Origin of the sequence: Kineosporia sp. R_H_3, from assembly GCF_002198675.1 — a bacterium.
Lineage (GTDB): Bacteria > Actinomycetota > Actinomycetes > Actinomycetales > Kineosporiaceae > R-H-3.
This window is the reverse complement of the sequence record NZ_MWLL01000259.1, coordinates 1-21,578: the sequence shown is the minus strand read 5'-3', so window position 1 is coordinate 21,578 and position 21,578 is coordinate 1. Positions and strand designations below refer to the sequence as shown.

Annotated in this window: 21 protein-coding genes and 1 pseudogene; 16 read left to right on the top strand and 6 right to left on the bottom strand. The window is 75.5% G+C overall.

Features of this window, described 5'->3' with window-relative positions; translation table 11 throughout:
- Nucleotides 1-200 precede the first annotated feature (200 nt).
- From ECOMGDLI_RS32640 to ECOMGDLI_RS32620, 5 genes and pseudogenes are all read left to right on the top strand, one after another.
- Nucleotides 201-1,238 (top strand): hypothetical protein, encoded by a 1,038-nt coding sequence (locus ECOMGDLI_RS32640; RefSeq protein ID WP_088320980.1) that lies wholly within the window; start codon nt 201-203, stop codon nt 1,236-1,238.
- Nucleotides 1,235-1,723 carry a phage holin family protein gene (locus ECOMGDLI_RS32635; RefSeq protein ID WP_088320979.1) on the top strand — a complete coding sequence of 163 codons (489 nt, stop codon included), beginning with the start codon at nt 1,235-1,237 and terminating at the stop codon, nt 1,721-1,723. Before ECOMGDLI_RS32640 ends, ECOMGDLI_RS32635 begins: the two co-directional genes overlap by 4 nt.
- Nucleotides 1,699-2,682, top strand: a complete 984-nt coding sequence (locus ECOMGDLI_RS32630; protein WP_088320978.1) for a DUF3618 domain-containing protein — start codon at nt 1,699-1,701, stop codon at nt 2,680-2,682. The genes ECOMGDLI_RS32635 and ECOMGDLI_RS32630 overlap by 25 nt, the downstream gene beginning before the upstream one ends.
- A gap of 704 nt (nt 2,683-3,386) precedes the next feature.
- Nucleotides 3,387-4,395 (top strand): annotated as a pseudogene (locus tag ECOMGDLI_RS37110) (DUF222 domain-containing protein); the annotation flags it as partial.
- Nucleotides 4,396-4,929: 534 nt separating this feature from the next.
- Entirely contained in the window at nt 4,930-5,472 is a 543-nt protein-coding gene (locus ECOMGDLI_RS32620; RefSeq protein ID WP_369812819.1) for a MaoC family dehydratase, read from the top strand.
- Nucleotides 5,473-5,484: 12 nt separating this feature from the next.
- Here ECOMGDLI_RS32620 and ECOMGDLI_RS32615 read toward each other — a convergent pair whose 3' ends face one another.
- Both ECOMGDLI_RS32615 and ECOMGDLI_RS32610 read right to left on the bottom strand, forming a co-directional pair.
- Complete coding sequence (locus ECOMGDLI_RS32615) at nt 5,485-7,305, bottom strand: bifunctional diguanylate cyclase/phosphodiesterase (RefSeq protein ID WP_088320975.1); 1,821 nt, start codon at nt 7,303-7,305, stop codon at nt 5,485-5,487.
- Nucleotides 7,306-7,401: 96 nt separating this feature from the next.
- Nucleotides 7,402-7,806, bottom strand: a complete 405-nt coding sequence (locus ECOMGDLI_RS32610) for an NUDIX hydrolase (protein WP_088320974.1) — start codon at nt 7,804-7,806, stop codon at nt 7,402-7,404.
- A gap of 71 nt (nt 7,807-7,877) precedes the next feature.
- Between ECOMGDLI_RS32610 and ECOMGDLI_RS32605 the strand changes: the two genes are divergently transcribed.
- The 5 genes from ECOMGDLI_RS32605 (at nt 7,878) to ECOMGDLI_RS32585 (ending at nt 11,490) form a co-directional block, all read left to right on the top strand.
- Nucleotides 7,878-8,534, top strand: coding sequence for a DUF6758 family protein (locus ECOMGDLI_RS32605; protein WP_088320973.1), 657 nt, complete (start codon nt 7,878-7,880; stop codon nt 8,532-8,534).
- Nucleotides 8,535-8,594: 60 nt separating this feature from the next.
- Nucleotides 8,595-9,440, top strand: coding sequence for a PHP domain-containing protein (locus ECOMGDLI_RS32600; RefSeq protein WP_088320972.1), 846 nt, complete (start codon nt 8,595-8,597; stop codon nt 9,438-9,440).
- A gap of 62 nt (nt 9,441-9,502) precedes the next feature.
- A complete protein-coding gene (locus tag ECOMGDLI_RS32595; protein WP_088282460.1) occupies nt 9,503-10,060 on the top strand; it encodes a MarC family protein in 558 nt (185 codons plus the stop codon).
- Nucleotides 10,061-10,117: 57 nt separating this feature from the next.
- A complete protein-coding gene (locus ECOMGDLI_RS32590; RefSeq protein ID WP_088320991.1) occupies nt 10,118-11,011 on the top strand; it encodes a PD-(D/E)XK nuclease family protein in 894 nt (297 codons plus the stop codon).
- Nucleotides 11,008-11,490 (top strand): hypothetical protein, encoded by a 483-nt coding sequence (locus ECOMGDLI_RS32585; RefSeq protein WP_088320971.1) that lies wholly within the window; start codon nt 11,008-11,010, stop codon nt 11,488-11,490. The genes ECOMGDLI_RS32590 and ECOMGDLI_RS32585 overlap by 4 nt, the downstream gene beginning before the upstream one ends.
- A 24-nt stretch (nt 11,491-11,514) precedes the next feature.
- Here ECOMGDLI_RS32585 and ECOMGDLI_RS32580 read toward each other — a convergent pair whose 3' ends face one another.
- Complete coding sequence (locus tag ECOMGDLI_RS32580; RefSeq protein WP_088320970.1) at nt 11,515-12,429, bottom strand: oxygenase MpaB family protein; 915 nt, start codon at nt 12,427-12,429, stop codon at nt 11,515-11,517.
- A gap of 101 nt (nt 12,430-12,530) precedes the next feature.
- Here ECOMGDLI_RS32580 and ECOMGDLI_RS32575 point away from each other — a divergent pair, with 101 nt between their 5' ends.
- A complete protein-coding gene (locus tag ECOMGDLI_RS32575) occupies nt 12,531-13,301 on the top strand; it encodes a ParA family protein (RefSeq protein ID WP_233153725.1) in 771 nt (256 codons plus the stop codon).
- 217 nt (nt 13,302-13,518) lie between these two features.
- On the opposite strand, the gene ECOMGDLI_RS32570 is transcribed toward ECOMGDLI_RS32575, so the two are convergent.
- Nucleotides 13,519-15,106 (bottom strand): DEAD/DEAH box helicase (locus ECOMGDLI_RS32570; protein WP_255396039.1); only part of this gene is annotated, 1,588 nt, incomplete at its 3' end.
- Nucleotides 15,107-15,263: 157 nt separating this feature from the next.
- On the opposite strand from ECOMGDLI_RS32570, the gene ECOMGDLI_RS32565 reads away from it, so the two are divergent.
- Nucleotides 15,264-15,962, top strand: a complete 699-nt coding sequence (locus tag ECOMGDLI_RS32565) for a ferritin-like fold-containing protein (RefSeq protein ID WP_198955385.1) — start codon at nt 15,264-15,266, stop codon at nt 15,960-15,962.
- Nucleotides 15,963-16,025: 63 nt separating this feature from the next.
- Here ECOMGDLI_RS32565 and ECOMGDLI_RS32560 read toward each other — a convergent pair whose 3' ends face one another.
- Both ECOMGDLI_RS32560 and ECOMGDLI_RS32555 read right to left on the bottom strand, forming a co-directional pair.
- The gene (locus ECOMGDLI_RS32560) at nt 16,026-16,250 is read right to left on the bottom strand and encodes a DUF3107 domain-containing protein (protein ID WP_088320968.1); all 225 of its coding nucleotides are present in this window, start codon (nt 16,248-16,250) and stop codon (nt 16,026-16,028) included.
- A gap of 142 nt (nt 16,251-16,392) precedes the next feature.
- On the bottom strand, nt 16,393-17,055 hold the full coding sequence (locus ECOMGDLI_RS32555) for a TetR/AcrR family transcriptional regulator (RefSeq protein WP_369812820.1): 663 nt from the start codon (nt 17,053-17,055) through the stop codon (nt 16,393-16,395).
- Nucleotides 17,056-17,214: 159 nt separating this feature from the next.
- Here ECOMGDLI_RS32555 and ECOMGDLI_RS32550 point away from each other — a divergent pair, with 159 nt between their 5' ends.
- The 4 genes from ECOMGDLI_RS32550 to ECOMGDLI_RS32535 form a co-directional block, all read left to right on the top strand.
- Nucleotides 17,215-18,084, top strand: a complete 870-nt coding sequence (locus tag ECOMGDLI_RS32550) for a DUF3152 domain-containing protein (RefSeq protein ID WP_143448069.1) — start codon at nt 17,215-17,217, stop codon at nt 18,082-18,084.
- Nucleotides 18,085-18,116: 32 nt separating this feature from the next.
- A complete protein-coding gene (gene moeB, locus ECOMGDLI_RS32545) occupies nt 18,117-19,310 on the top strand; it encodes a molybdopterin-synthase adenylyltransferase MoeB (RefSeq protein ID WP_088320966.1) in 1,194 nt (397 codons plus the stop codon).
- 112 nt (nt 19,311-19,422) lie between these two features.
- The gene (locus ECOMGDLI_RS32540; RefSeq protein WP_088320965.1) at nt 19,423-19,920 is read left to right on the top strand and encodes a DUF732 domain-containing protein; all 498 of its coding nucleotides are present in this window, start codon (nt 19,423-19,425) and stop codon (nt 19,918-19,920) included.
- Between the two features lie 110 nt (nt 19,921-20,030).
- A partial coding sequence (locus tag ECOMGDLI_RS32535) for a serine hydrolase (RefSeq protein WP_088320964.1) occupies nt 20,031-21,578 on the top strand: 1,548 nt, incomplete at its 3' end.

Below are 21,578 nucleotides of genomic sequence, written 5' to 3'. Positions count from 1 at the left end.
AAGATCCGTTGGAGCACAAGACTTTTCGATCGGGTCGTCGTGAATAGACCTGGTGACCACGGGTAACCACCGAGAGCACCCGCGGGCGCCTCGCGGCGCGGTCACCGGAGAGCCGGACCGTGCTGCGGCGCAGGACCGGGCATCACGACGCGCAGGCGAGCAGCCGCATCTGCGTCCGCGAACGACCCCATGGAGGAGTGATGACGACCCACGCACCGGAAAGCGGCCCGCAGTCCACGAAGGACCGCGCGGCCGAGGTCGGGGGCACGGCCAAGGAGCAGACCGGCCAGGTGGCCGGGAGCGCCAAGGAGCAGGCGGCGAACGTCGCCGGCACCGCCAAGGAGCAGGCGGTCGACGTCGCGCACGACGCGGCCGACCAGGCACGCAACCTGCTCGAGGAGCTCCGGACGAACGTGCGCGACCAGGTCGGCACGCAGCGGGACAAGCTCTCGCAGACCCTCGACCAGTACGCGACCGAGCTGCGGCAGATGGCCGAGCGCAGCGACTCCGACGGGCCGGCCACCGAGGCCGTCCGGCAGATCGCGACGAAGCTCCAGGACATGCGCTCCTACCTGGAGGGCGGCGGCGACGTCGTCACGGACGTCCGGCGCTTCGCGCGTCGTCGTCCGGGCACGTTCCTGCTCGCCTGCGCGGCGGCCGGTGTGCTCGCCGGTCGCGCGACGCGCGGTGCGGCGGCGGCCCGTTCGCAGCAGCAGGGTGGTGCCGGCCGGCACGCCGTCGACACCGACGGCGAGCCGCAGTGGCGCCGTCCGTACGACCCGGACGAGTTCGGTGCCGGGCAGTACGGCGACACCGGGTACGCCGGTGGTCAGTACGCCGGTGGTCAGTACGCAGGCGGTCAGTACGCAGGCGGTCAGTACGCAGGCGGTCAGTACACCGGCGCGCAGTACACCGGGGGCCAGTACACCGGCGCCCAGTACACGCAGTACGGCACCGGCGGTGCCACGGCGCCCGACGGTCCGGGGTACACCGACCAGCAGGTCAACGCCGGTGTGGAGCGGACGAGCGACCCGAACCTGCGGCCGACGTCCGGTCCGCTCGTGAGCCGGGAGAGCGCCTACGGCGGCCAGAGCGCCACCGGGGCCAGCGCCCAGGCCGTCGCCGGCGACCCGGTCCCGCCGGACCTGCACCCCGGTGACACCAGCGTCGACCGCGACCTCAGCGACTCGGGCACCCGCCCCCGCGCGGACGGTCCGTGGGAGCGAGGGGAGCGATGAGCACCGACCCCTACGCCGGCGCACCGGGCCGGGCGGGCGACGCGTACGCCGCGGATCCCTTCGGCACCAACGGCCGGACGACGTCGGGTGGGCCCGGCGAGGACGTCGGCGACATGTCGCTCGGCTCCCTCGTCGGCAACCTCACCGGTGACCTGTCGCGCCTCATGCGCGCCGAGCTGGCGCTGGCCAAGGCCGAGGCGAAGGAAGAGGTCGGCCAGGCCGGCAAGGGCGCCGGGATGCTCGCGGGAGCCGGTGTCGGGGGCCACATGGTCCTCGTGTTCGCCTCGCTCGCACTGATGTTCGCGCTCGGCTCGTTCATGCCGATCGGCTGGGGCGCGCTGATCGTGGCGGTGCTCTGGGCGATCGTCGCCGGCGTGCTCTACAGCACCGGGCGCAAGAGTCTGCAGCGGGCCACCCCGCCCATGCAGGAGACCGTCGACACCCTCAAGGAGGACGCACAGTGGGCGAAGAGACCGCGCGGCTGAGGCGCGAGATCGACCGGACCCGTGGGGATCTCACCCGCGACGTCGACATGATCGCCGAGAAGACGAGCCCCTCGCGGATCGTCGAGCGGCGCGTCGAGCGGACCCGTCAGGGCCTGACCGGCCTCAAGGACCGCATCATGGGCCACGGCGACGACCCGTCCGACCGGGACGGCGACCCGTACGGGGCCGGCTACTACGGCGCCGGGTACACCGGTGCCGGCAGGTACGAGTACCCCGCCGGCTCTGCCGGCCAGGGGTCCGACGTCACGGGCTACGGCTCCACCTCCGGTGGGGACGACGGCCCGGGTGTCGCGGACCGGCTGCGGGGCGGCGTCGAGTCGGCCCGTGACGGTGTCGGCTCGGCGAAGGCCGGCCTGTCCGACGCGACGTCGACGATGACGCACCGGGCCCGCAGCCAGGCCGAGGGCAACCCGCTCGCCGCAGGCCTCGTGGCCTTCGGGATCGGCTGGCTCGTGTCGTCGGTGCTGCCGGCGTCGCAGGCCGAGACCAAGGCGGCCCGCCAGGCGCAGGACGCCGCTCGCACGCACGGCGGGCCGATCGCCGAGCAGGCCAAGCAGGCCGCCTCGGAGATCGGGGAGAACCTCAAGGGCAGCGCGCAGGAGGCCGTCGACCAGGTCAAGGGCCACGCCCAGGAGGCGGCCCAGACGGTCAAGGAGGAAGGCACCTCCGCGGCGCAGCAGGTCAAGGACGACGGGGTGTCCGCTGCGCAGACGGTCCGGGACGACGCGCGTTCGCAGGCGTCGTCCGGGTCGGGCACGGCGGGGGCCGGCACGGCCTCCGGGCCGGGCACGACCGCCGGGGCGAGCACCGCTCGCACCACGCTGAGCACCGCGCCGGGGTCGACCCTCGGGTCGACGACCGGGTCGACCGCTGACGACACCGGCACGACCGCGGCCGGTGCGGCCGGGCGCACGGATCCTGACGAGCGGATCCTCTGACCTCCGGGTCGTGAAGCCGGCGTGGCCGTTCGCCCTCCGGAGGGCGGGCGGCCACGCCGTTCTTCGTCGTGACCCGTTGTGGCGGAACGACTTTGGTTCGAACAAGTGTTCGACCGATGGGTGATTCTGCGGTAGGATCTGATCATGAGCGAGAAGGTCTACCGGCAGTCGGTCGACGACTGTGGTGTCGTCGGTGACGGTGGTTCCGACGACCTGCCGGTGGATCCGCTGGGCGGTGAGATCCGTTGGGGTGCAGCAGATCTGGCGGACTGCCCGAGCGAGGAGGAAGAGCTGCAGTGGGCGGTCGCTGACGCTCGCGCGGAGCGGTTGGTCGACGAGTGGTGGGCGGATCCGGTTGCGGCGCAGCGGGACTGGGACGCCGAGCTGGCGGCGCTCTACGATCTGGTGGCTGCTGACGCCCGGCGGGACGCGGTCGGGCGGCGGGCGGTGCTCGACGGTGCACCCGGGGTCGGGGCGTTGGCGGCGGCGCTGGAGGTGCTCGGCGGAGCATCGGCGTGGAACGCGCAGCAGGCCGCGACGGGTGGGTTCGTCGACGTGCTGCAGGACGCGGCGGTGTCTGCCGCCGCGGCTGCGCACCGTGTGGCGAACTACATGCTNAGCAGGCCGCGACGGATGGGTTCGTCGACGTGCTGCAGGACGCGGCGGTGTCTGCCGCCGCGGCTGCGCACCGCGTGGCGAACTACATGCTCTGGCTGCAGATCGCCCATGCCGGCAGGGTCGTCGCCGCGTGGACCGGGAACACCCCGTCACTGCCCCGCAGGACCCGGTCAGGGCACAGGGTGATGGACGACCAGGATGCCCTGGTCGACGATGCCGTCGCCGTGGAGATCGCCGGTGCCGCCGGGATCACCCTGAGCAGGGCCGGTCACCTCGTCGAAGCCGCCCACGCCATGGTCATCGACGACAACCTCCCGCTCACCGCGCAGACCCTGCAGGAGGGCCGGTTGGACTGGCCCCGGCTGCGCCTCGTCCTGGGTCGTACCCGCACCCTGACCCCCGAGGCCGCACGAGCGGTCGAGGCCCTGCTGTACGCGACGCCGGGCGTGCTGGACGGCGGCACCCGCCGGTTCGAGAACGCCCTCACCGCCGCGATCCTGGCGGTCGACGCCGACGCCGAGGCCAAGCGCCGCGAGCGCAACCGCAAGGGGCGCCGGGTCAGCATCCAGACCACCGACGACGGCACCGCCCTGTTCACCGCGCTCGGCCCCGGCGAGGCGATCACCGCCGCCTACAACGGTCTCGACGCCGCCGCCCGTCACCTCCGGCAGCACGGCGACCCGCGCACCCTGGACCAGCTCCGGCACGACCTGTTCGTCACCGGCTGCACCAGCGGCTACCTGCCCGTCCCCGCCGACACCCTCCCGATCCCAGCCGGCTGCGTCCCCACCGACACCGCGGCGTCGACGCCGACCACGACGCCCGCCACGACGCCCGCCACGACACCCGCAACGACACCCGCCACGAGCGACCCGGGCGGCAGCACCGACGAGCAGTGCGTCCCGGAGTGGTTCACCACCACCTGGCCCGACGTCCGGGTCACCGTCAACGTCACCGTGTCCGCCGAGACCCTGATGGGTCTCATCGACGCCCCCGGAACCCTGCAGGGCTACGGCCCGATCCCCGCCGACGCGATCCGCGACCTCGTCACCAACGGCGTCTTCCGCTGCCTCGTGGTCGACGGGCAGCACGGCANTCGAGCACGCGCACCCGACGTGCAGCACACCGTGGTGCAGCAAGGCCGCCTGGCGCTGCGACCTCGACCACCAGAAGCCCCACGGCCACGGCGGCGCCACGTGCGAGTGCAACACCCGCCCGCTGTGCCGCACCTGCCACCGACTCAAGACCGCCGGACTCCTCGCCCCCGAACAACGCAACCACCCCGACGACCCACCCGGCACCACGACCTGGACCACCCGCACCGGACGCGCCTACACAGCACTCCCGCACGTCCCTCTGCCGTCGAGGCCCGAGGGTTTCGTGGCGGGTGAACGAGGACGAGCCACGCGCACGGAGGACGCACCACCGTTCTGACCGGCACTGCCGCGCTTCCCTGTCCGGAGGCTCTGCGGCCGGCGATGCCGGGGGGTCGTCCTGCCGAACACCGGATGCCGGGTCGGCACCGCGGTGACGCCCACCGTGTCGCGGAAGCACCCGGATCGTGAGCCAGACCACGCGCGGCGGGCTGACCTGCGGGCCCGCGACCGCAAGGATGGTCCGGCGGGCGAGGTGCCCGGGTCAGCGACGAGGAGGTCGGCGCACATGCAGTTCGGGCGCGCGTACGAGGAGTTCGAGGTCGGGGCCGTGTACAAGCACTGGCCCGGCAAGACGATCACCGAGTCGGACGACCACCTCTTCTGCCTCATCACGATGAACCACCACCCGCTGCACCTCGACGCGCACTACGCGGCAGGGTCGACCCAGTTCGGCAAGAACGTCGTCGTCGGCAACCTCATCTACTCGGTGCTCCTCGGCATGTCCGTCGCGGACGTCTCCGGCAAGGCGATCGCCAACCTCGAGATCGAGTCGTTGCGGCACGTCGCCCCGACCTTCCACGGCGACACGATCTACGGCGAGACGACCGTGCTCGACAAGTGGGAGTCCAAGAGCAAGGACGACCGCGGCGTCGTCCACGTCGAGACGACGGGCTACAAGCAGGACGGCACCGTCGTCTGCATCTTCCGGCGCAAGGTCATGGTGCCCAAGCACAGCTACCTCGAGGCCCGCGGCGGCGAGCAGCCCGGCCGGCCGGTGCCGCTGCCGCGCGACTGACCCGCCGCAGCCCTAGCCGGCGCCCCCGGACCCGGCGGCCGGGTGCGGCACGGCCCGTGCCGCACCGTCCGCGGGCAGGTCCAGGTCCGAGAGGTCACCGGGGCGCCCGAAGAGGTAGCCCTGGCCCATGCTGCAGCCGAGCCCGAGGAGCAGCTCGGCCTGGTCCCACGTCTCGATGCCCTCGGCCACGGTGACGAGGCCGAACGAGTCCGCGAGCCGGATGATCGCCGTGAGGAGCGGGTCGCGGACCTGCGGGTCGTCGGTCCAGACGAAGCTCTTGTCGACCTTGAGGAAGTCGACGGGCAGCCGGCCCAGGCGGCCGAGCGAGGAGTAGCCGGTCCCGAAGTCGTCGATGGCGACCCGGACGCCGTGCGCGCGCAGCCGGGACAGCACCCGGACGACGTCCTCCTCCCGCTCGCCGAGGACCGCCGACTCCGTCACCTCGAGCACGAGCCGCACGGGGTCGAACCCGGTGTCCGCGAGCGCCGCGAGGACGTCGTCCCCGAAGTCGGGGCGCTGCAGCTCGAGCGCGGACACGTTGACGCCGACCCGCTGCAACCTGTGCCCCGCGGCGTCGGCGGCGTGCACGGCCAGGAACGTCTGCCGCAGCACGAGCCGGCCGAGGTCGTGGATGAGCCCCGCCCGCTCGGCCGCGGGCACGAACTCGTCCGGGCCGACCCGGCCCCGGGTCGGGTGGTCCCAGCGGACGAGCGCCTCGGCGGCGACCGTCGTCCCCGTCGACAGGTCGACGATCGGCTGGAAGAGCACGGTGAACCGGCCGTCGGCCAGGCTCGTCGCGAGCTCGCCGACGACGGCGTCGGCGACGAGGAAGGGGTCGAGCCGGTCCGGCCCGGCGGCCTTCGCACGGGCCAGCGACGCCTCGGCCCGGCTCAGCAATCGCGCCACGGTGTCACCGGGCTCGGCGCCGGCCAGGCCGGCCGACAGGGTCGCGTCCCGGACCGGCACCGCCCGGGCCGCCTCGAGCCGCTCGACGGCGACCGCCCGCGGCCCGGCCAGGAGCACGACGAACTCGCCCGAGCCGAGGTGGAACAGCGGCGCCGAGTCGGGCAGCCGGCGCCCGAGGACGCCGCCCACCTCGTGGAGCAGTCCGTCGACGACCGCACGGCCGTGGACGTCGTTGAGGTGCCGTACGCCGGCGACGTCGAGGACGGCGAGGGACAGCGTGTCGTCGCCGGACGACGCGCGCCCGAGGTCGCGGGCCAGCCTGCGGTCCAGGGCGCGGCGGTTGGGCAGGCCGGTCACCGGGTCGTGCTCGAGCCGCTCGGCGGTGTGGGCCGCCCAACCGAGCATGAGCCCGGAGTTGACCAGGCAGACGGCCATCGCGAGGGCCAGCCCGCCCGGGACCAGACCCGTCGCCGCCCCTGCCACGACGACGAGGACCGACGCGGACGTGCTGAGCAGCCCGAGCCGGCGCCCCCAGAGCATGAACGCGAAGACAGGCACCATGGTGAGCATGACGACCGTCGACGCCCGCAGGGCCGGGTCCCGCGTCGTCGTCAGCGTCCCGAGCACGACGAGCGGTGCGCTCACCGCGAGCGTGAGGTAGACCCCCGCGAGGTGCCGCACGGGCAGCACGAGCAGCGGGACGACGGCAACGACGACGGTGCTGCCGATGACGACCCGGGAGAGCTCGCCACCGGCCGCGACCCCTCCCCACAGGTCGCGCACGAGCGGCGGCAGGGTGCCGACCCAGACGACGACGAAGACCGCCCGCGCCGTGCTCCGCGGGCTCAGCACGCGCAGCGCGCCGCGCAGCTCCGCCTCGACCTGCGAGGTCAGCCGGCGCAGCCCGCGGACGGCGCGCCGGAGCACGGTCGGCCTCGACCCGGGGCTGCCTGACACACGACCTCGATCGGCGTGCCGCGGCCGGACCTTGATCCGTGCGCCCCGGGATCCCACTCCCGCCCGTCAGCGGGGGAGCGCACCCCACCCCGTGAGCGCCTCGACGAGGCCCGGGCTGGTCGGCAGCGCCACCAGGTCGGCGGCCGAGAACCAGCCGGCGTCCGCCGCGTCGTCCCCGGCGGCGAGGGCGCCGCCGGTCACCCGGCAGGCATAGTCGTCGATGACGTAGACGGAGCCGTCGGGGGCGTCCCGCAGCACCGACCCGACGAGCCGGCCGGCCTCGACGACGAGCCCGGTCTCCTCGGCGACCTCGCGGACGACGGCCCGCGCGCCGTCCTCACCGGGCTCGACCCGGCCGCCCGGGACCGACCAGAGCCCCTGCGCCGGCGGGTTGGCCCGGCGGACGAGGAGGATGCGGCCGGCATCGTCGTAGACGAGGGCGCCGACGCACGGCACCCGACGGGGTTCCACGCCGCCATCCTGCCGTGCGCGTCGTGCCGAGGTCCCTTGACCGGGGCCTGCGGCAGGGGGACCGTCGAAGCATGTCCGGTCCGCTGACCTGCCCGCGCTGCTCCGCCGAGACCCGCCCGCCCGGGCTGTGGTCGGACGCCTGGGTCTGCCCCGTTCACGGGGAGGTCCGGCCGCTGCACCCGCCGGTCGTCGCGAGCCAGGAGTCGCTGCGCGCGCTGGCGCAGGAGACCACGGTGCCGCTGTGGATGCCGTGGCCGCTGCCGCCCGGGTGGGTGCTCTCCGGCGTCCGGACGGCGGGCGACGCGCACAGCGGCACGGTCGCCACGGTGCTCGCCTGCTCCGGGCCCAACCCGCTGCCGTCCGGCGGCACCGACGACCGGCAGGCCGACCTGCTCCTCGTCGCCGAGACCCCCGGCGTCGGGCTCGGCGCGCACCTCGCCGGCCTGGCCGACGTCGACCCGGGATACGCGTTCGAGCAGGGGCCGCCGCACCTCAAGCTCACGGCGGACGGCCACCCCGCCCCGCTGTGGACGGTCGCCACCGACGGCCTCGTCGCCTACGTCGGCGAGGCGTCCGGCGTCTGGCTGTGGGTGCTCGTGTGGCCGCAGAGCGCCGCCGCGGTGCTCCTGGAGAGCTTCGAGCTCGTCGACCTGCGCGGCACCGGCCGCGCCGTCGAGGCGGTCCTCGAGGTGCCGTACGGCGCCCTCAGCCCGCGGCTGGCGGGCTGAGGCACCGACCTTGGCCCGCGCCGGTCGGCGCCCGGCCGCGTTGATCCCTAGTCTGGCCGGGTGCGGATCGACCTCCATGCCCACTCCGCCGCCTCGGACGGCACCGACGCGCCCGCCGAGGTGGTACGCGCGGCCGCCAGGGCCGGGCTCGACGTCGTCGCCCTCACCGACCACGACACGACGTCCGGCTGGGACGAGGCCGCGGCGACCGCGCGCCGGCTCGGCATCGCCCTCGTCCCCGGCATGGAGATCTCCTGCCAGGCCGGCGGGATCAGCGTCCACCTGCTGTCGTACCTGCACGACCCCAGCGACGAGGCACTCCTCGCGGAGACGACCCGGACCCGGGACGACCGCGTCGGCCGGGCCCGGCGCATGGTCGAGCGGATCGCCGAGGACCACCCGCTGACCTGGGACGACGTCGCCGGGCAGGTGACGGACGGCGCGACCGTCGGCCGCCCGCACATCGCCGACGCGCTCGTCGCCCGCGGGGTCGTCGCCTCCCGGGACGAGGCGTTCGCGGGCATCCTCGACTCCCGCTCGCCGTACTACGTGCGGCACTACGCGCCCGGGGCGGCGGACGCCGTCCGGCTCGTCCGGGCCGCGGGCGGCGTCCCCGTCATGGCGCACCCGCGGGCCGGCCGGCGCGGCCGGGTCGTCGACGACGAGGTCATCGCCGGGCTCGCGGACGCCGGCCTCGCCGGGCTCGAGGTCGACCACCGGGACCATCTCCCCGAGGAGCGGGTGGCGCTGCGGGCGCTCGCCCGTGACCTCGGGCTCCTCGTCACCGGGGCGAGCGACTACCACGGCACGGGCAAGCTCAACGGGATCGGCGAGCACACGACGTCGCCCGCGGTGCTCGAGGCGATCGAGGCGACCGCCACCGGCACCCGGGTCGTCCGGCAGTGAGCCTCTCGGACGTCGTCACGCTGCGCCTGGTCGCCGAGACCTTCGTGACCCTCTTCGTCATCATGGACCCGCCCGGGACGCTGCCCGTCTTCCTCGCGCTCACCGCGACGATGTCGGACCGCAAGCGCGAGCGGGCCGCCCGGCAGGCCGTGCTCGTCGCGCTGCTCGTCATCGTCCTGTTCGCGCTCTTCGGCCAGGCGCTGCTCGACTACCTGCACGTGTCGCTGCCCGCGCTGCAGTGCGCGGGCGGTCTGCTCCTGCTGCTCATCGCCCTCGAGCTCCTCACCGGCCGGGAGGCCGAGCCGACCCGCACCGAGGGCGTCAACATCGCCTTCGTGCCGCTCGGGACGCCGCTGCTCGCCGGCCCCGGCGCGATCGTCGCGGTCATGGTGCTCATCAACCGCGCCGACTCCGCCGCCGACCTCGTCTCGGTCGGGCTCGGCGTCCTCGGGGTCATCGTCGTGCTCTACCTGACGATGCGCTTCGCCGGCGTGCTGCACCGGCTGCTGCGCGACAGCGGCGTCACGCTCGTGACCCGGATCGCCGGTCTGCTGCTGTCCGCGATCGCCGTCCAGCTCGTCGCGGACGCCGTGCGCGCGTTCGTCACGGACGGCGCCTGAGGCCCGCGGGCCGTGTGACAGGCTGGGACGGTGCTCGGGCAGGGACTCTTCGACGGGATGCCGGAGCAGCTCTACGCCTGCACCCCGACCCGGCTCTTGACGTGGCAGGGCTGCCCGCGGCGCTACCGCTTCACCTACCTCGACCGGCCGCAGCCGCCCAAGGGGCCGCCCTGGGCGCACACGAGCATCGGCGCCGCGACCCACGTCGCGCTCGCGCAGTGGTTCGCGCTCCCGCCCCGGGCCCGGACGCCGCAACGGGGCGCCGACCTCGTGCGGCGCAACTGGCTGCGCGACGGGTTCCGGGACGACGACCAGTCCCGGGCGGCCCGCGGCCGGGCGGCGGCGTGGGTCGAGGAGTACCTCGCGAAGATCGACCCGGCGCGCGAGCCGGCCGGGGTCGAGAAGGCGGTGACCGCGCAGACCGCGACGCTCGTCCTGTCGGGGCGGGCGGACCGGATCGACGCCGCGGACGACGGCTCGCTCGTCGTCGTCGACTACAAGACCGGGCGGCACGTCCCGACGGCGGACGACGCCGCGTCCAGCCTGGCGCTCGCCGTCTACGCCGTCGGTGCCCGGCGCACGATGCGCCGGCCCTGCACCCGGGTCGAGCTGCACCACCTGCCGACGGGAACCGTCGCCGTGGCCGAGCACACCCGGGCCTCGCTCGACGCGCACGTCGCCACCGCCGAGGCGCTCGGGGCCGGGGCCGCCGCCGCGGACACCGCGTTCGCCGCGGGCCGCACCGGGGACGACGTCTTCCCGCCCGCCCCCGGGCGGCACTGCGCGTGGTGCGACTACCGCCGGCACTGCCCGCAGGGCCGCGCGGCCGCGCCGCCCATGCAGCCCTGGTCCGGGCTCGCCGTCCCGGACGCCCCCGAGCCCGACGAGACGGACGAGCCCGAGGAGACGCACGAGACGGCCGGGACCGGGCCCGACGAGGCGCGCCCGTGACCCGCGTCGAGCTGACCGGCCCGCTGCTCGCGCTGTCCCGCGCCCTGACCGACGCCGTCCAGGCCGCCGGCCGGGCGGACACCGCGGCCTTCGACGAGGCGACGTCCCGGCTCGGCCGGTTCGACGGCGAGCACGTCCGGCGCCTCCTCGGGGCCGTCGTCCGGCCGCTCCTGGAGAGCAGCAACCCGGACGGCGTCGACGGCGACGACCTCCTCGAGCTGCTCGAGGACTGCGCCCGCGCCGCCGCGCCGTGGTGGCCGGGCGTCGAGCCGGTCGCGCTCGCCGTCGTGCTCACCGGGGCGTTCGGGATCGACGTGGCACCCCGCGAGGAGCTCCCCGTGCAGCTCGAGGACGCCGACGTCACGCAGCACGCCGTGCTCGTCGTCGACCACGTGCTGCGCGCCTCCGGCCGCCCGCTGCGGCCCGCGCTCGACGCGGCCTTCGTGGAGATCGCCCGCGAGGACGGCCAGGACGCCTGACCCGCCGGCCCGGTCGCGGAGCGGTCAGCCGCCGAGCCGGAGCCGGGCGGCCCGCTGGTGCGGGCCCTCGCGCAGGGGCGGGACGACCGCCTGCACACCCTTGAGCGCCGTCCGCATGGTCTTCAACGCGACCGTCGTCGCCGCGTCGGTGAGCCCGGCCGCCCCGGGCAGCTCGGGCAGGGCGTAGAGCCGGCGGGCCCACGGCGGCAGCGCGGCGAACGCGAGACCGGCGATCCCGGCCCACGCGGGCAGCGCCGGGGTCATGAGCGCGACGGAGGCCGGCATCGGCGGCGCGACGACGACGGACGCCGCCCGGCGGGCCGCCGGGGTCACGTCGAGGACCGGCCGGATCACCGAGAAGTAGTCGACGATCCCCGCCCGGTCGTGCGGCACCTCGTCGGGCTCCAGCCCCACGAGCATCGCGGCGCTCACCTGCTCGGCGACGTACCGGTCCTGCTCGGACCCGGTCAGGGCGAGGCCGCCGCGGGTGACGATCTCGAGGAACGACGCGACGAGGCAGCAGTGCACCCAGGCGAGAAGCTGCGGGTCGTCGGCGGCGTACTCGACGCCGTCCGGCATCGTGCCGCGGACCCGGGCGTGCACGGCGCGCACCCGCGAGCCCGCGAGCATCGCCTCGGTGGACGACCCGTACGTCGTGACGCCGACGTACTCGGCGGTGCGGGCGAGCCGGCCCCAGGGGTCCTCGCGGTAGCCGGAGTGCTCGTCGACGGCGTGGATCGCGACCGGGTGCAGCGCCTGCAGCAGCAGGGCGCGCAGCCCGGCGACCCCCATGAGCGGGTCGGAGTGCACCCGCCACGTGACGCTGTCCGGGCCGAACAGGCCCGGGTCACCACCCCGGACCCGTCGCCGGACCGCCGCCCCGGCCGCCACGTGCGGCAGCGTGGGGTCGGTGTCGCCGGGACCGGTCGTGTCGCCCATCACCCCAGACTGTGCCCGTGGCGGGCTGTGATCGCAGGTCGAACCCACGAGAGAATGGCGTTATGGCCCGGATTCTCGCGGTAGCGAACCAGAAGGGCGGCGTGGCGAAGACCACGACCGTCGCCTCCCTCGGCGCCGCCTTCGCGGAGCAGGGCCTGCGGGTGCTCCTCGTCGACCTCGACGCCCAGGCCTGCCTGACGTTCTCGCTCGGCGTCGACCCGGAGGAGGTCGGGGCGAGCGTCCACGACGTCCTCTGCGGCACCGTGACCGCGGCCGACGCCATCGTCCCGGCCGCCGACGGCGTCGACCTGCTGCCCGCGACGATCGACCTCGCAGCCGCCGAGTCGGTGCTCCTGCCGCGGGCCGGGCGTGAGCACGTGCTCGCGACGGCGCTCGCCGAGGTCTCGGGCGGGTACGACGTCGTCGTCCTCGACTGCTCGCCGTCGCTCGGGGTGCTCACCCTCAACGCCCTCACGGCCGCCGACGAGGTCGTCATCCCGCTCCAGTGCGAGATGCTCAGCCACCGCGGCGTCGGCCAGCTCCTCGACACCATCGAGGACGTCCGCCGCATCCTCAACGACCGGCTCGTCGTCCGCGGTGTGCTGCCGACGATGTTCGACGCCCGGACGTCGCACGCGCGGGCCGTCCTCGAGGACGTCGGCCAGCGCTACGGGCTGCCCGTGCTCGAGCCGCCGATCCCGCGCTCCGTGCGGTTCGCGGAGGCGCCCGCCCTCGGCTCGTCGATCCTGTCGACGTCGCGCGGCTCCAAGGGCGCCGCGGCCTACCGCGAGGTCGCGATGGTCCTGCTGCGGGCCTGGAAGATCGGGCCCGGACGGCGCACGACGCGGCGGCGCAGGGCCGCCTCCGCCTGACGCGCCGCGCGGGCGGCCCCGGGACCCGGGGCCGCCCGCGCGGGACGTTCGGTGCTGCTGGTCCTCCACCGGCGGCTCAGCGCGGCCGGCTCAGCGCGACCGGCTCAGCGCGACCGGCTCAGTGCTGGAGCTCGCTCTCGGCGGGCGCCGACGTCTGCTCCGAGCCCTGGCCGGAGCGGGCGCCGCGACCGCGACCGCCGAGAGCGAGCTCCAGCANGGTTGCGGTTGCGACGGGGCCGCGGGGCGTCGTCCTCGGCCGGGCCGGTGGCCTCGCCCTCGGGCGCCGCGTCCCGGCCACGGCCGCGACCGGCGTCGCGACCGCCGTCACGGCCGCCTCGACCGCTGTCGCGCCCGCCGTCCCGGCCGCCACGACCGGCGTCCTTGGCGCCCCGGCCGCCGCGCGGGCCGCGACCGGTCTCGCCGAGGTCCTCGACCGCCTCGGCGTCCAGGCCGGCGCGGGTGCGCGCGGCCCGGGGGAGCGTGCCCTTGGTGCCCTCGGGGATGTCGAGCTGGGTGAACAGGTGCGGGGACGACGAGTACGTCTCGGTGGCCTCGGGGATCCCGAGGTCGAGCGTCTTGTTGATCATCATCCACTTGTGCAGGTCGTCCCAGTCGACGAAGGTCACCGCGACGCCCGTGTTCCCGGCCCGGCCGGTGCGGCCGATCCGGTGCAGGTACGTCTTCTCGTCCTCGGGGCACGCGTAGTTGATGACGTGCGTGACGTCGTCGACGTCGATGCCGCGGGCCGCCACGTCGGTGGCGACGAGGACGTCGACCTTGCCGTTGCGGAACGCGCGCAGCGCCTGCTCGCGGGCGCCCTGGCCGAGGTCGCCGTGGATCGCCGCGGCCGCGAAGCCGCGCTCCTCGAGCTGCTCGGCGACGTTCGCGACGGTCCGCTTCGTTCGGGCGAAGATCATCGTCAGGCCGCGGCCGCGGGACTGCAGGATCCGGGCGACCATCTCGATCTTGTCGAGCGCGTGCGCCCGGTAGACGAACTGCTTCGTCGCGCGGACGGTCGCCCCGGTGTCGTCCGGCTCCGAGGCGCGGATGTGCGTCGGCTGGGTCATGAACCGGCGCGCGAGCGCGACGACCGCGGACGGCATGGTCGCCGAGAAGAGCATCGTCTGGCGGCCGGCCGGGGTGTGGTTGAGGATCCGCTCGACGTCCGGGAGGAAGCCCAGGTCGAGCATCTCGTCGGCCTCGTCGAGGACGACGATCCGGGCGTGCGCGAGCACGAGGTGGCCCTGCTGGGCGAGGTCGAGGAGCCGGCCGGGGGTGCCGACGACGACCTCGATGCCCTTGCGGAGCGCCTCGATCTGCGGCTCGTACGCGCGGCCGCCGTAGACGGTGAGGACCCGCACGGCGCGCATCTTCGACGCGGTGTCGAGGTCGTTCGCGACCTGGACGGCGAGCTCGCGGGTCGGGACCACGACGAGCGCCTGCGGCTTGCCGGGCGCCTCGAGGTCGTCCCAGCCGGGCTCGCCGGGGCCGGCCACCCGCTGGAGCACGGGGATGCCGAACCCGAGCGTCTTGCCGGTGCCCGTCTTCGCCTGGCCGATGATGTCGTTGCCCGTGAGCGCGACCGGCAGGGTCATGTGCTGGATGGGGAAGGCGTGGGTGATGCCGACCTTGTCGAGCGCCGCGCAGATGCGCTCGTCGACCCCCAGGTCGGCGAAGGTCGGGACGTGCGGAGCCGTGGGCTCCTGCTCCGGTTCGCCGCCCTCGAGGGGCTCGGCCGTGCCGTCCAGGGCGGTCGGCTCGGTGCTCGGGTCGGTGCTCTGATCGGTGGAGGCGTCTGCGGACACGTGTGCCTTTTCCTTCGGCGGGGGCCGCACGCCGGGACGGCGCCCGGTGGGCGCGTCGGCGGGCCGCTCCGCGGTGGTCGGAGCCGATCGTCTCCCGACCGGTCATCCGTGTACGTACCCGATGGTACCTGGCTCCCGGCTCGCTACCCTGCCGTCCATGAGCGAGCAGCCCGTCGGCGCGTCCATGACCCCTCAGGACCCCGCCTACGCCGAGGCCGTCGTCGACCTGCTGGGCGTCCTCGCCTACGGCGAGCTCACCGCCTTCAGCCGCCTCGCGGCGGACGCCGACCTGGCCCCCGGGCTGGCCGCCAAGGCGGAGCTGAGCCGGATGGCGGTCGCCGAGTTCCGGCACTTCGAGCAGCTCCGGGCCCGGCTCGAGGAGACCGGGGTCGACGTGCAGACGGCGATGGAGCCCTTCGTCGCGCCGATCGACGCCTTCCACGAGCGGACGGCGCCCCAGACCTGGCTCGAGGGCCTCGTCAAGGCGTACGTCGGGGACGGCATCGCCTCGGACTTCTACCGCGAGGTGAGCGCCTTCCTCGACCCGGCGACGCACGCGCTCGTGACGAACGTCGTCAAGGACTCCGGGCAGGCCGCCTTCGTCGTCCGCGAGGTCCGGGCGGCGATCGAGGCCGACCCGAAGCTCGCCGGCCGGCTCGCGCTGTGGGGCCGGCGGCTCGTCGGGGAGGCGCTCAGCCAGGCGCAGCGGGTCGCGGCGGACCGGGACGGGCTGGCCGCGCTGCTCGTCGGCTCGGCGGACCGGCCGGGTGCCGACCTCGGCGAGCTGGTGCGGATGTTCGGCCGGCTCACCGACGGGCACACCCGGCGGATGGCCGCGCTCGGCCTGGCCGCCTGACGCAGGAAGCCTCCGGCACCCGTGAGGGTCCGGAGGCTCCGTGCGTGCGTCGCTGTGCCCGGCTCAGGCGGAGGCGAACCCCACCTTGCCGCGCTCGGGCGCGCCGATCTCGACGTAGCCGATGAGCGCCCCGGGGATGAGGACGAGGCGACCACGGTCGTCCGTGAGCTGGAGCAGGGTGCCCCCGCTCACGGCCGCGTCGACGGCCGCGCGCACCTCTTCGGGCTTGAGCTCGGACTCCAGCGTGACCTCGCGCGCCACGTCCCGGACGCCGATCTTGACCTCCACGCCAGTGCCCTCCCAGTTCGTCGCCCTCGCCGGTCCGCGTCGGGCGGGCGGCGTCGGGTGAAGTTGCAGTTCGACCCGCAGGCTAACCGACGGCACCGGCCCCGCGCCGACCGGCGGTCCCGTGTTCGCGCAGGGCGTGGCGTCAGGCGGGTGCGGCCGCCGGGCCGGGCTCGGCCGGCGGGTGCTCGGCGTCCGCCCGCGGGAAGCCGCGCACGCCCCGCCAGGACAGCTGCGCGATGAGCCGGTCGGCCGCCTCGCGGTCGATCCGCCGGCCCGTCTCGAGCCAGTAGCGGGCCGTCTGGTTGGCCATCCCGGCGAGCGCGACGCCGAGGAGCTCGGCCTCGTCACGGGGCAGGCCGGTCTGCTCGCCGATGACGTCGGCGATCGCCTGGGCGCAGCCGATCGTCACGTTGTCGACCATGTCGCGGACCTCGGGGTCGCTGCGCAGGTCGGACTCGAAGACGAGGCGGAAGGCCTCGCTCTCGGAGTCGATGAACTCGAAGTACGCCCCGATCGTCGCCGCGACCCGGAGCTTGTTGTCCGAGGTCGACGCGAGCGCCCGGCGCACGCCGGCGAGCAGCTCCGCGCTGTGCTGCTCGATGAGCGCGAGGTAGAGCTCCCGCTTGCCCGGGAAGTGCTGGTAGAGGACCGGCTTGCTCACACCGGCACGGTCGGCGATCTCGTCCATCGCCGCCGCGTGGTAGCCCTGCGCCACGAAGACCTCGCGGGCGGCCCCCAGGAGCTGGGTGCGGCGCGCGCTGCGGGGCAGACGGGTGCCCCGGGTGCGGATGTCGGGCGTGGTCAGGGGTCCTCCTCGGTGGAGCGGGTCAGCGGGGATCCTACCCGTGGGTAATGGCCGGGTCCCAGAGCGGAGCCGTGCCCGGCGGTCCGGAGCCGGTCCGCAGCCGGTCCGCAGCCGGTCCGCAGCCGGTCCGCAGCCGGTCCGCATGGCATGCTGCGGGACGTGCCGCGCCACGGATCCGACGCCGCGCCCCGGGTCAACCGCCCGGCCGCGGCCGTCCTCGGGGTCGCCCTCGCCGCGGGGCTCGGAGCGGGCGGCTGGGCCCTCGCGGGCGCGCCCGGCGGCAGTGTGCGGACCTCCGTGGCGAGCCCGTCGCCGTCCGGCGCCGCGTCGTCCGCCGCCGCGCCGTCCGCGACCTCGTCGCCGGTGACCTCGCCGTCGGAGTCCGTGTCGCCGTCCGCCGCGCCGGACGTGACGCCGTCCGCACCGGCCTCGACGCCGGCGGCCGCACCCCCGAAGGGCCTCACGAAGGCCGACGTCGCCGCCGGCCTGCTCTCGGCGTCCTTCCCGCAGCGCGGCAGCGGGCGGCTGAAGGTCGTGCCGGGCTCCGCGGCGGCCCCCGGGACGGGCAAGGTCGTCCGGGTCCGGATCGAGGTCGAGGGCGGCCTGAAGGTCGACGGGCGCCGGTTCGCCGACTTCGCGCTCGCGACGCTCAACGACGAGCGGTCCTGGGCGCACGACGGCTACCGGTTCGCCCGCACCGACGGGACGGCGGACGTCCGGCTGGTCCTCGCGTCGCCGGACACCTCGGCGGCGCTGTGCCGGCCGCTGCGGACCTTCGGCCGGCTGTCGTGCCACTCCGGCGACGCCACGGTCATCACCGTCTACCGGTGGGTCAAGGGGATCCCCGAGTACGGCAAGGACCTCGGCGGGTACCGGCGGTACGTCGTCAACCACGAGGTCGGGCACGCGCTCGGGCACGGGCACCTCATGTGTCCCGGGGCCGGGCGCCGGGCGCCGGTCATGATGCAGCAGACCAAGGGGCTCAAGGGGTGCAGGCCGAACTCGTGGCCGTACCCGGACGCCGGCTGACGGCTGTCGCCCGGCCGACGTAGGGTCGGCGCATGAGCCCGATGCCGCCGCTCGTCGAGCCCGGAGAGCCGCTGAGCGCCGCCGAGATTCAGCGCTACTCGCGGCACCTGATCCTGCCCGACGTCGGGGTCACCGGGCAGCGCCGGCTGAAGAACGCCCGGGTGCTCGTCGTCGGCGCGGGCGGTCTCGGCAGCCCCGCGCTGCTCTACCTCGCGGCCGCGGGCGTGGGCACGATCGGGATCGTCGACGCGGACGTCGTCGACGCGTCCAACCTGCAGCGGCAGGTCGTCCACGGCGAGGGCGACGTCGGCCGGGCGAAGGTCGACAGCGCGGCCGACCGGGTCGCCGAGGTCAACCCCCACGTCACCGTGGTCAAGCACCCCGTGCACCTGGACAGCACGAACGCCCTGGACATCCTGCGCGGCTACGACCTCGTGCTCGACGGCACGGACAACTTCCCGACCCGCTACCTCGTCAACGACGCCTGCGCGATCCTCGGCATCCCCGAGGTGTGGGGCTCGATCTTCCGGTTCGACGGCCAGGTGAGCGTCTTCTGGGCCGGGCACGGCCCGACCTACCGGGACCTGTTCCCCGAGCCGCCGCCGCCCGGCGCGGTGCCGTCGTGCGCCGAGGGCGGCGTCCTCGGGGTGCTGTGCGCCGCGATCGGGTCGGTCATGGCGACCGAGGCGGTCAAGCTCGTGTGCGGCATCGGGGACAGCCTCGTCGGGCGGCTCATGGTCTTCGACGCCCTCGCCATGACGTGGCGCACCCTCAACGTCCGGCCGAACCCGGCGCTGCCGCCGATCACCGCTCTCGTCGACTACGACGCGTTCTGCGGGCTGGTCCCGGAGCCGTCCGACGATGCGGACGCCGTCGCCGCCGCGACGATCGACGTCCACGCCCTGCGCGACCTGCTCGCGGCCCGCGAGCGCGGTGAGACGGACTTCGTCCTCGTCGACGTCCGTGAGCCGTACGAGCGGGAGATCGTCGTCATCCCGGGGGCGGTCGGCGTCCCCAAGGCGGACGTCCTCGCCGCGGCGCAGACGAGGCAGTGGCCGGCGGACCTCGCCGAGGGTCGCCGGGTCGTCCTGCACTGCAAGGCGGGCGGCCGCTCCGCGGAGGCGCTCGGCGCGCTCCTCGCCGCGGGCCGCACGGACGCCGTGCACGTCGCCGGCGGCGTCCTCGCCTGGGCGCGTGAGATCGACCCGGCGCTGCCCACGTACTGAGCGGGCGGGCGCCCGGCCGGCGACCGTTCACCGATCACGGCGTGCACGGGCGGCGTGCACCGGTGCATGCTGATCCCGCGGAGCGCCCGACGGCATCCGGCGGAGGGTGCACATGGACGAGCGCGACGGCATCGCGCCGCAGGCGGACGGACCGGGACGGTCCGCGCTGCAGGCCGTGCACGGTGCGGGTCTGCTCGCGATGATCGCGGTCCTCGTCGCGGTGTGCGGCCTCGGCCTCCAGGCCTTCCTCGGGGACCCCGCCGGGTCGGACGACCCGCCGCCTGCGGCCCGGGCCGCGGCCCCCGCGGCGCAGGCGGCCCAGGCCGGTGCGGCGGCGCAGGGCTACCAGCCCCCGCCGCCACCGCTGGCCTCGCCCGGCCCCGACCAGCAGGCCGCCTTCTTCGAGGCGGTCCGGCTCAGCGGAACGGGCGGCTGGTCGTCCCGGCTCGACGTCCTCGGGTACGGCGTGCAGGCCTGCCGCCTGCTCTCCGACGGCCGGACCGGGCCCGACGTCGTGAGCGCACTCGTCGCTGCGGGGGAACGGCCCGCCCAGGCGCAGGCCGTCGCGGCCGCGGCCCCGCAGACGCTCTGCCCGCCCGACGGGTTCTGAGCACCCGACGAGCTGACGGGCACCTGGCGGGCCAGCCCGGACCGCGACCGATGTGCGGCTCGTGCCCCCGGTTGCCCGGTCCCGGCCGTTCGGTCACGTAACATCCCGGGGTGCCTCCTGTCCGCCGCGCCGCCCGCACCACCGCCGGTCTCGCGACCGCCGCGGTGTGCGTGGCCGTGGCGCTGCCGGTGACGGGGGCCTCCGCCGCACCACCTGCCGGCCGCCCGGCCGTCGCCCGGCCGGCCGCCCCCGCGGCCGCGGGGGACGCTCTGCGGGCCCGGGGCGACGACGTGGCCGGCCGCAGCGCGGCGCTGTCGGAGACCCTGCGCCGGGCGCTCGCGACGTCCGGGTTCTCCGGGCTCGTCGACTTCGGGCCGGTCGAGGGCCGCTGCCCCGCGGGCGGCGGCTGCCCGGACGGTGCCCCCGCCGCCGCGTTCCCGCCCACGGTCGACGCCGCCGTCATCGAGCTGGACGCCGCGGGCCGGATCACCGCCGTCGCCAACGCCGTCCTCGGCCGGGACGCCCCGACCGGCGCCGTCGTCGAGGTCGGCGCCGACCTCGCCCCGCGGTCGGTCCGCTGGCACCGCTGGGACGACGACCGCTGGAACGGCGACACCGCGTGGGACGCCCCGTGGCCGGCGGGAGACCTGCTCGCCCCCGCGCCGCCGTCGGCCCGCCTCGACGTCATGAGCCCCTACCCCGGGGCGCTCTTCGGCCTCGTCGTCGCCGTCCACACGCTGCGCCTCGCGGACGCCGGCCGGCTCGACCTCGACGCGCCGTGGACCTACCGCGCGGCGGGCGCCGACTCCTGTCTCGACGGAGCGGCCCCGGCGACCGCGACGACCCGCGCCCTGCTCGACCGGGCGCTCGCCTCCAGCGACCACGCCGCGACGTGCATGCTCCTGGCCCAGCTGCACGCCCGCGACGAGGTCGGCGCGATGAACGACTGGCTGGCCTCGGTGGGCCTGAGCACGATCCACGTCGACGGCACCGACGCGGCGACGGGCGGGCGCTGGACCCCGGGGCGGATCACCATGACCGCGCTCGACACCGCCCGCCTGCTGCTCCTCGTCCGGGGCGCGACCGGTCCGCTCTGGGACGACGCCCGGGGCCGCCCGGTGCGCAGCGCCGACGTCCTCTCGGCCGGGTCACGGGCCCTTCTCCTGCGCACCCTCGGCGAGCAGGGGTTCAACGAGGCGCTCTCGACGACGAACTGGTGCGGCCGCCCCGACGTCGCCCGCGGCATCCCGCAGACGGTCGCGCCGCGCTGGGTCGACCCGGCGCACGGCACGGTGACGGTGGGCGGCGTCCCGTACGGGCAGGACGTCCGCCCGTGCAACGCCGCGGCCGAGGTGACCTTCGCGCACAAGACGGCCACGACCTACACGTTCGGCGCGGACGCCGGGATCGTCGACTCGCTGCCGGGACGGCGCGAGCGGCACTACGTCGTCGCCGTCCTCGGCACGCTCGGCTCGCGCTACGCCGACGCCCGCTACGCGTCGTCGCCGGCCCTGCCGTGCGAGACCGACACCTGCTACCCGGCCGCCCTCGCCCGGCTCGGTGCCACGGTCGACGCCGCCGTCGGGGCGTCCCCGGTGGCCCCGGTGACCCGGCCGACGAGCGGCGCAGGCGCGGGGCGGGGGCGCTCGGGTCGTGGC

Bases quoted from the DNA above. Each gene is read 5' to 3' on its own strand.
- ECOMGDLI_RS32540 (WP_088320965.1), top strand. From the start codon at position 19,423: ATGGACGAGCGCGACGGCATCGCGCCGCAGGCGGACGGACCGGGACGG.
- ECOMGDLI_RS32580 (WP_088320970.1), bottom strand. From the start codon at position 12,429: ATGGGCGACACGACCGGTCCCGGCGACACCGACCCCACGCTGCCGCAC.
- ECOMGDLI_RS32595 (WP_088282460.1), top strand. From the start codon at position 9,503: ATGGACCCGCCCGGGACGCTGCCCGTCTTCCTCGCGCTCACCGCGACG.
- ECOMGDLI_RS32590 (WP_088320991.1), top strand. From the start codon at position 10,118: ATGCCGGAGCAGCTCTACGCCTGCACCCCGACCCGGCTCTTGACGTGG.
- ECOMGDLI_RS32640 (WP_088320980.1), top strand. From the start codon at position 201: ATGACGACCCACGCACCGGAAAGCGGCCCGCAGTCCACGAAGGACCGC.
- moeB (WP_088320966.1), top strand. From the start codon at position 18,117: ATGAGCCCGATGCCGCCGCTCGTCGAGCCCGGAGAGCCGCTGAGCGCC.
- ECOMGDLI_RS32565 (WP_198955385.1), top strand. From the start codon at position 15,264: ATGAGCGAGCAGCCCGTCGGCGCGTCCATGACCCCTCAGGACCCCGCC.
- ECOMGDLI_RS32605 (WP_088320973.1), top strand. From the start codon at position 7,878: ATGTCCGGTCCGCTGACCTGCCCGCGCTGCTCCGCCGAGACCCGCCCG.
- ECOMGDLI_RS32635 (WP_088320979.1), top strand. From the start codon at position 1,235: ATGAGCACCGACCCCTACGCCGGCGCACCGGGCCGGGCGGGCGACGCG.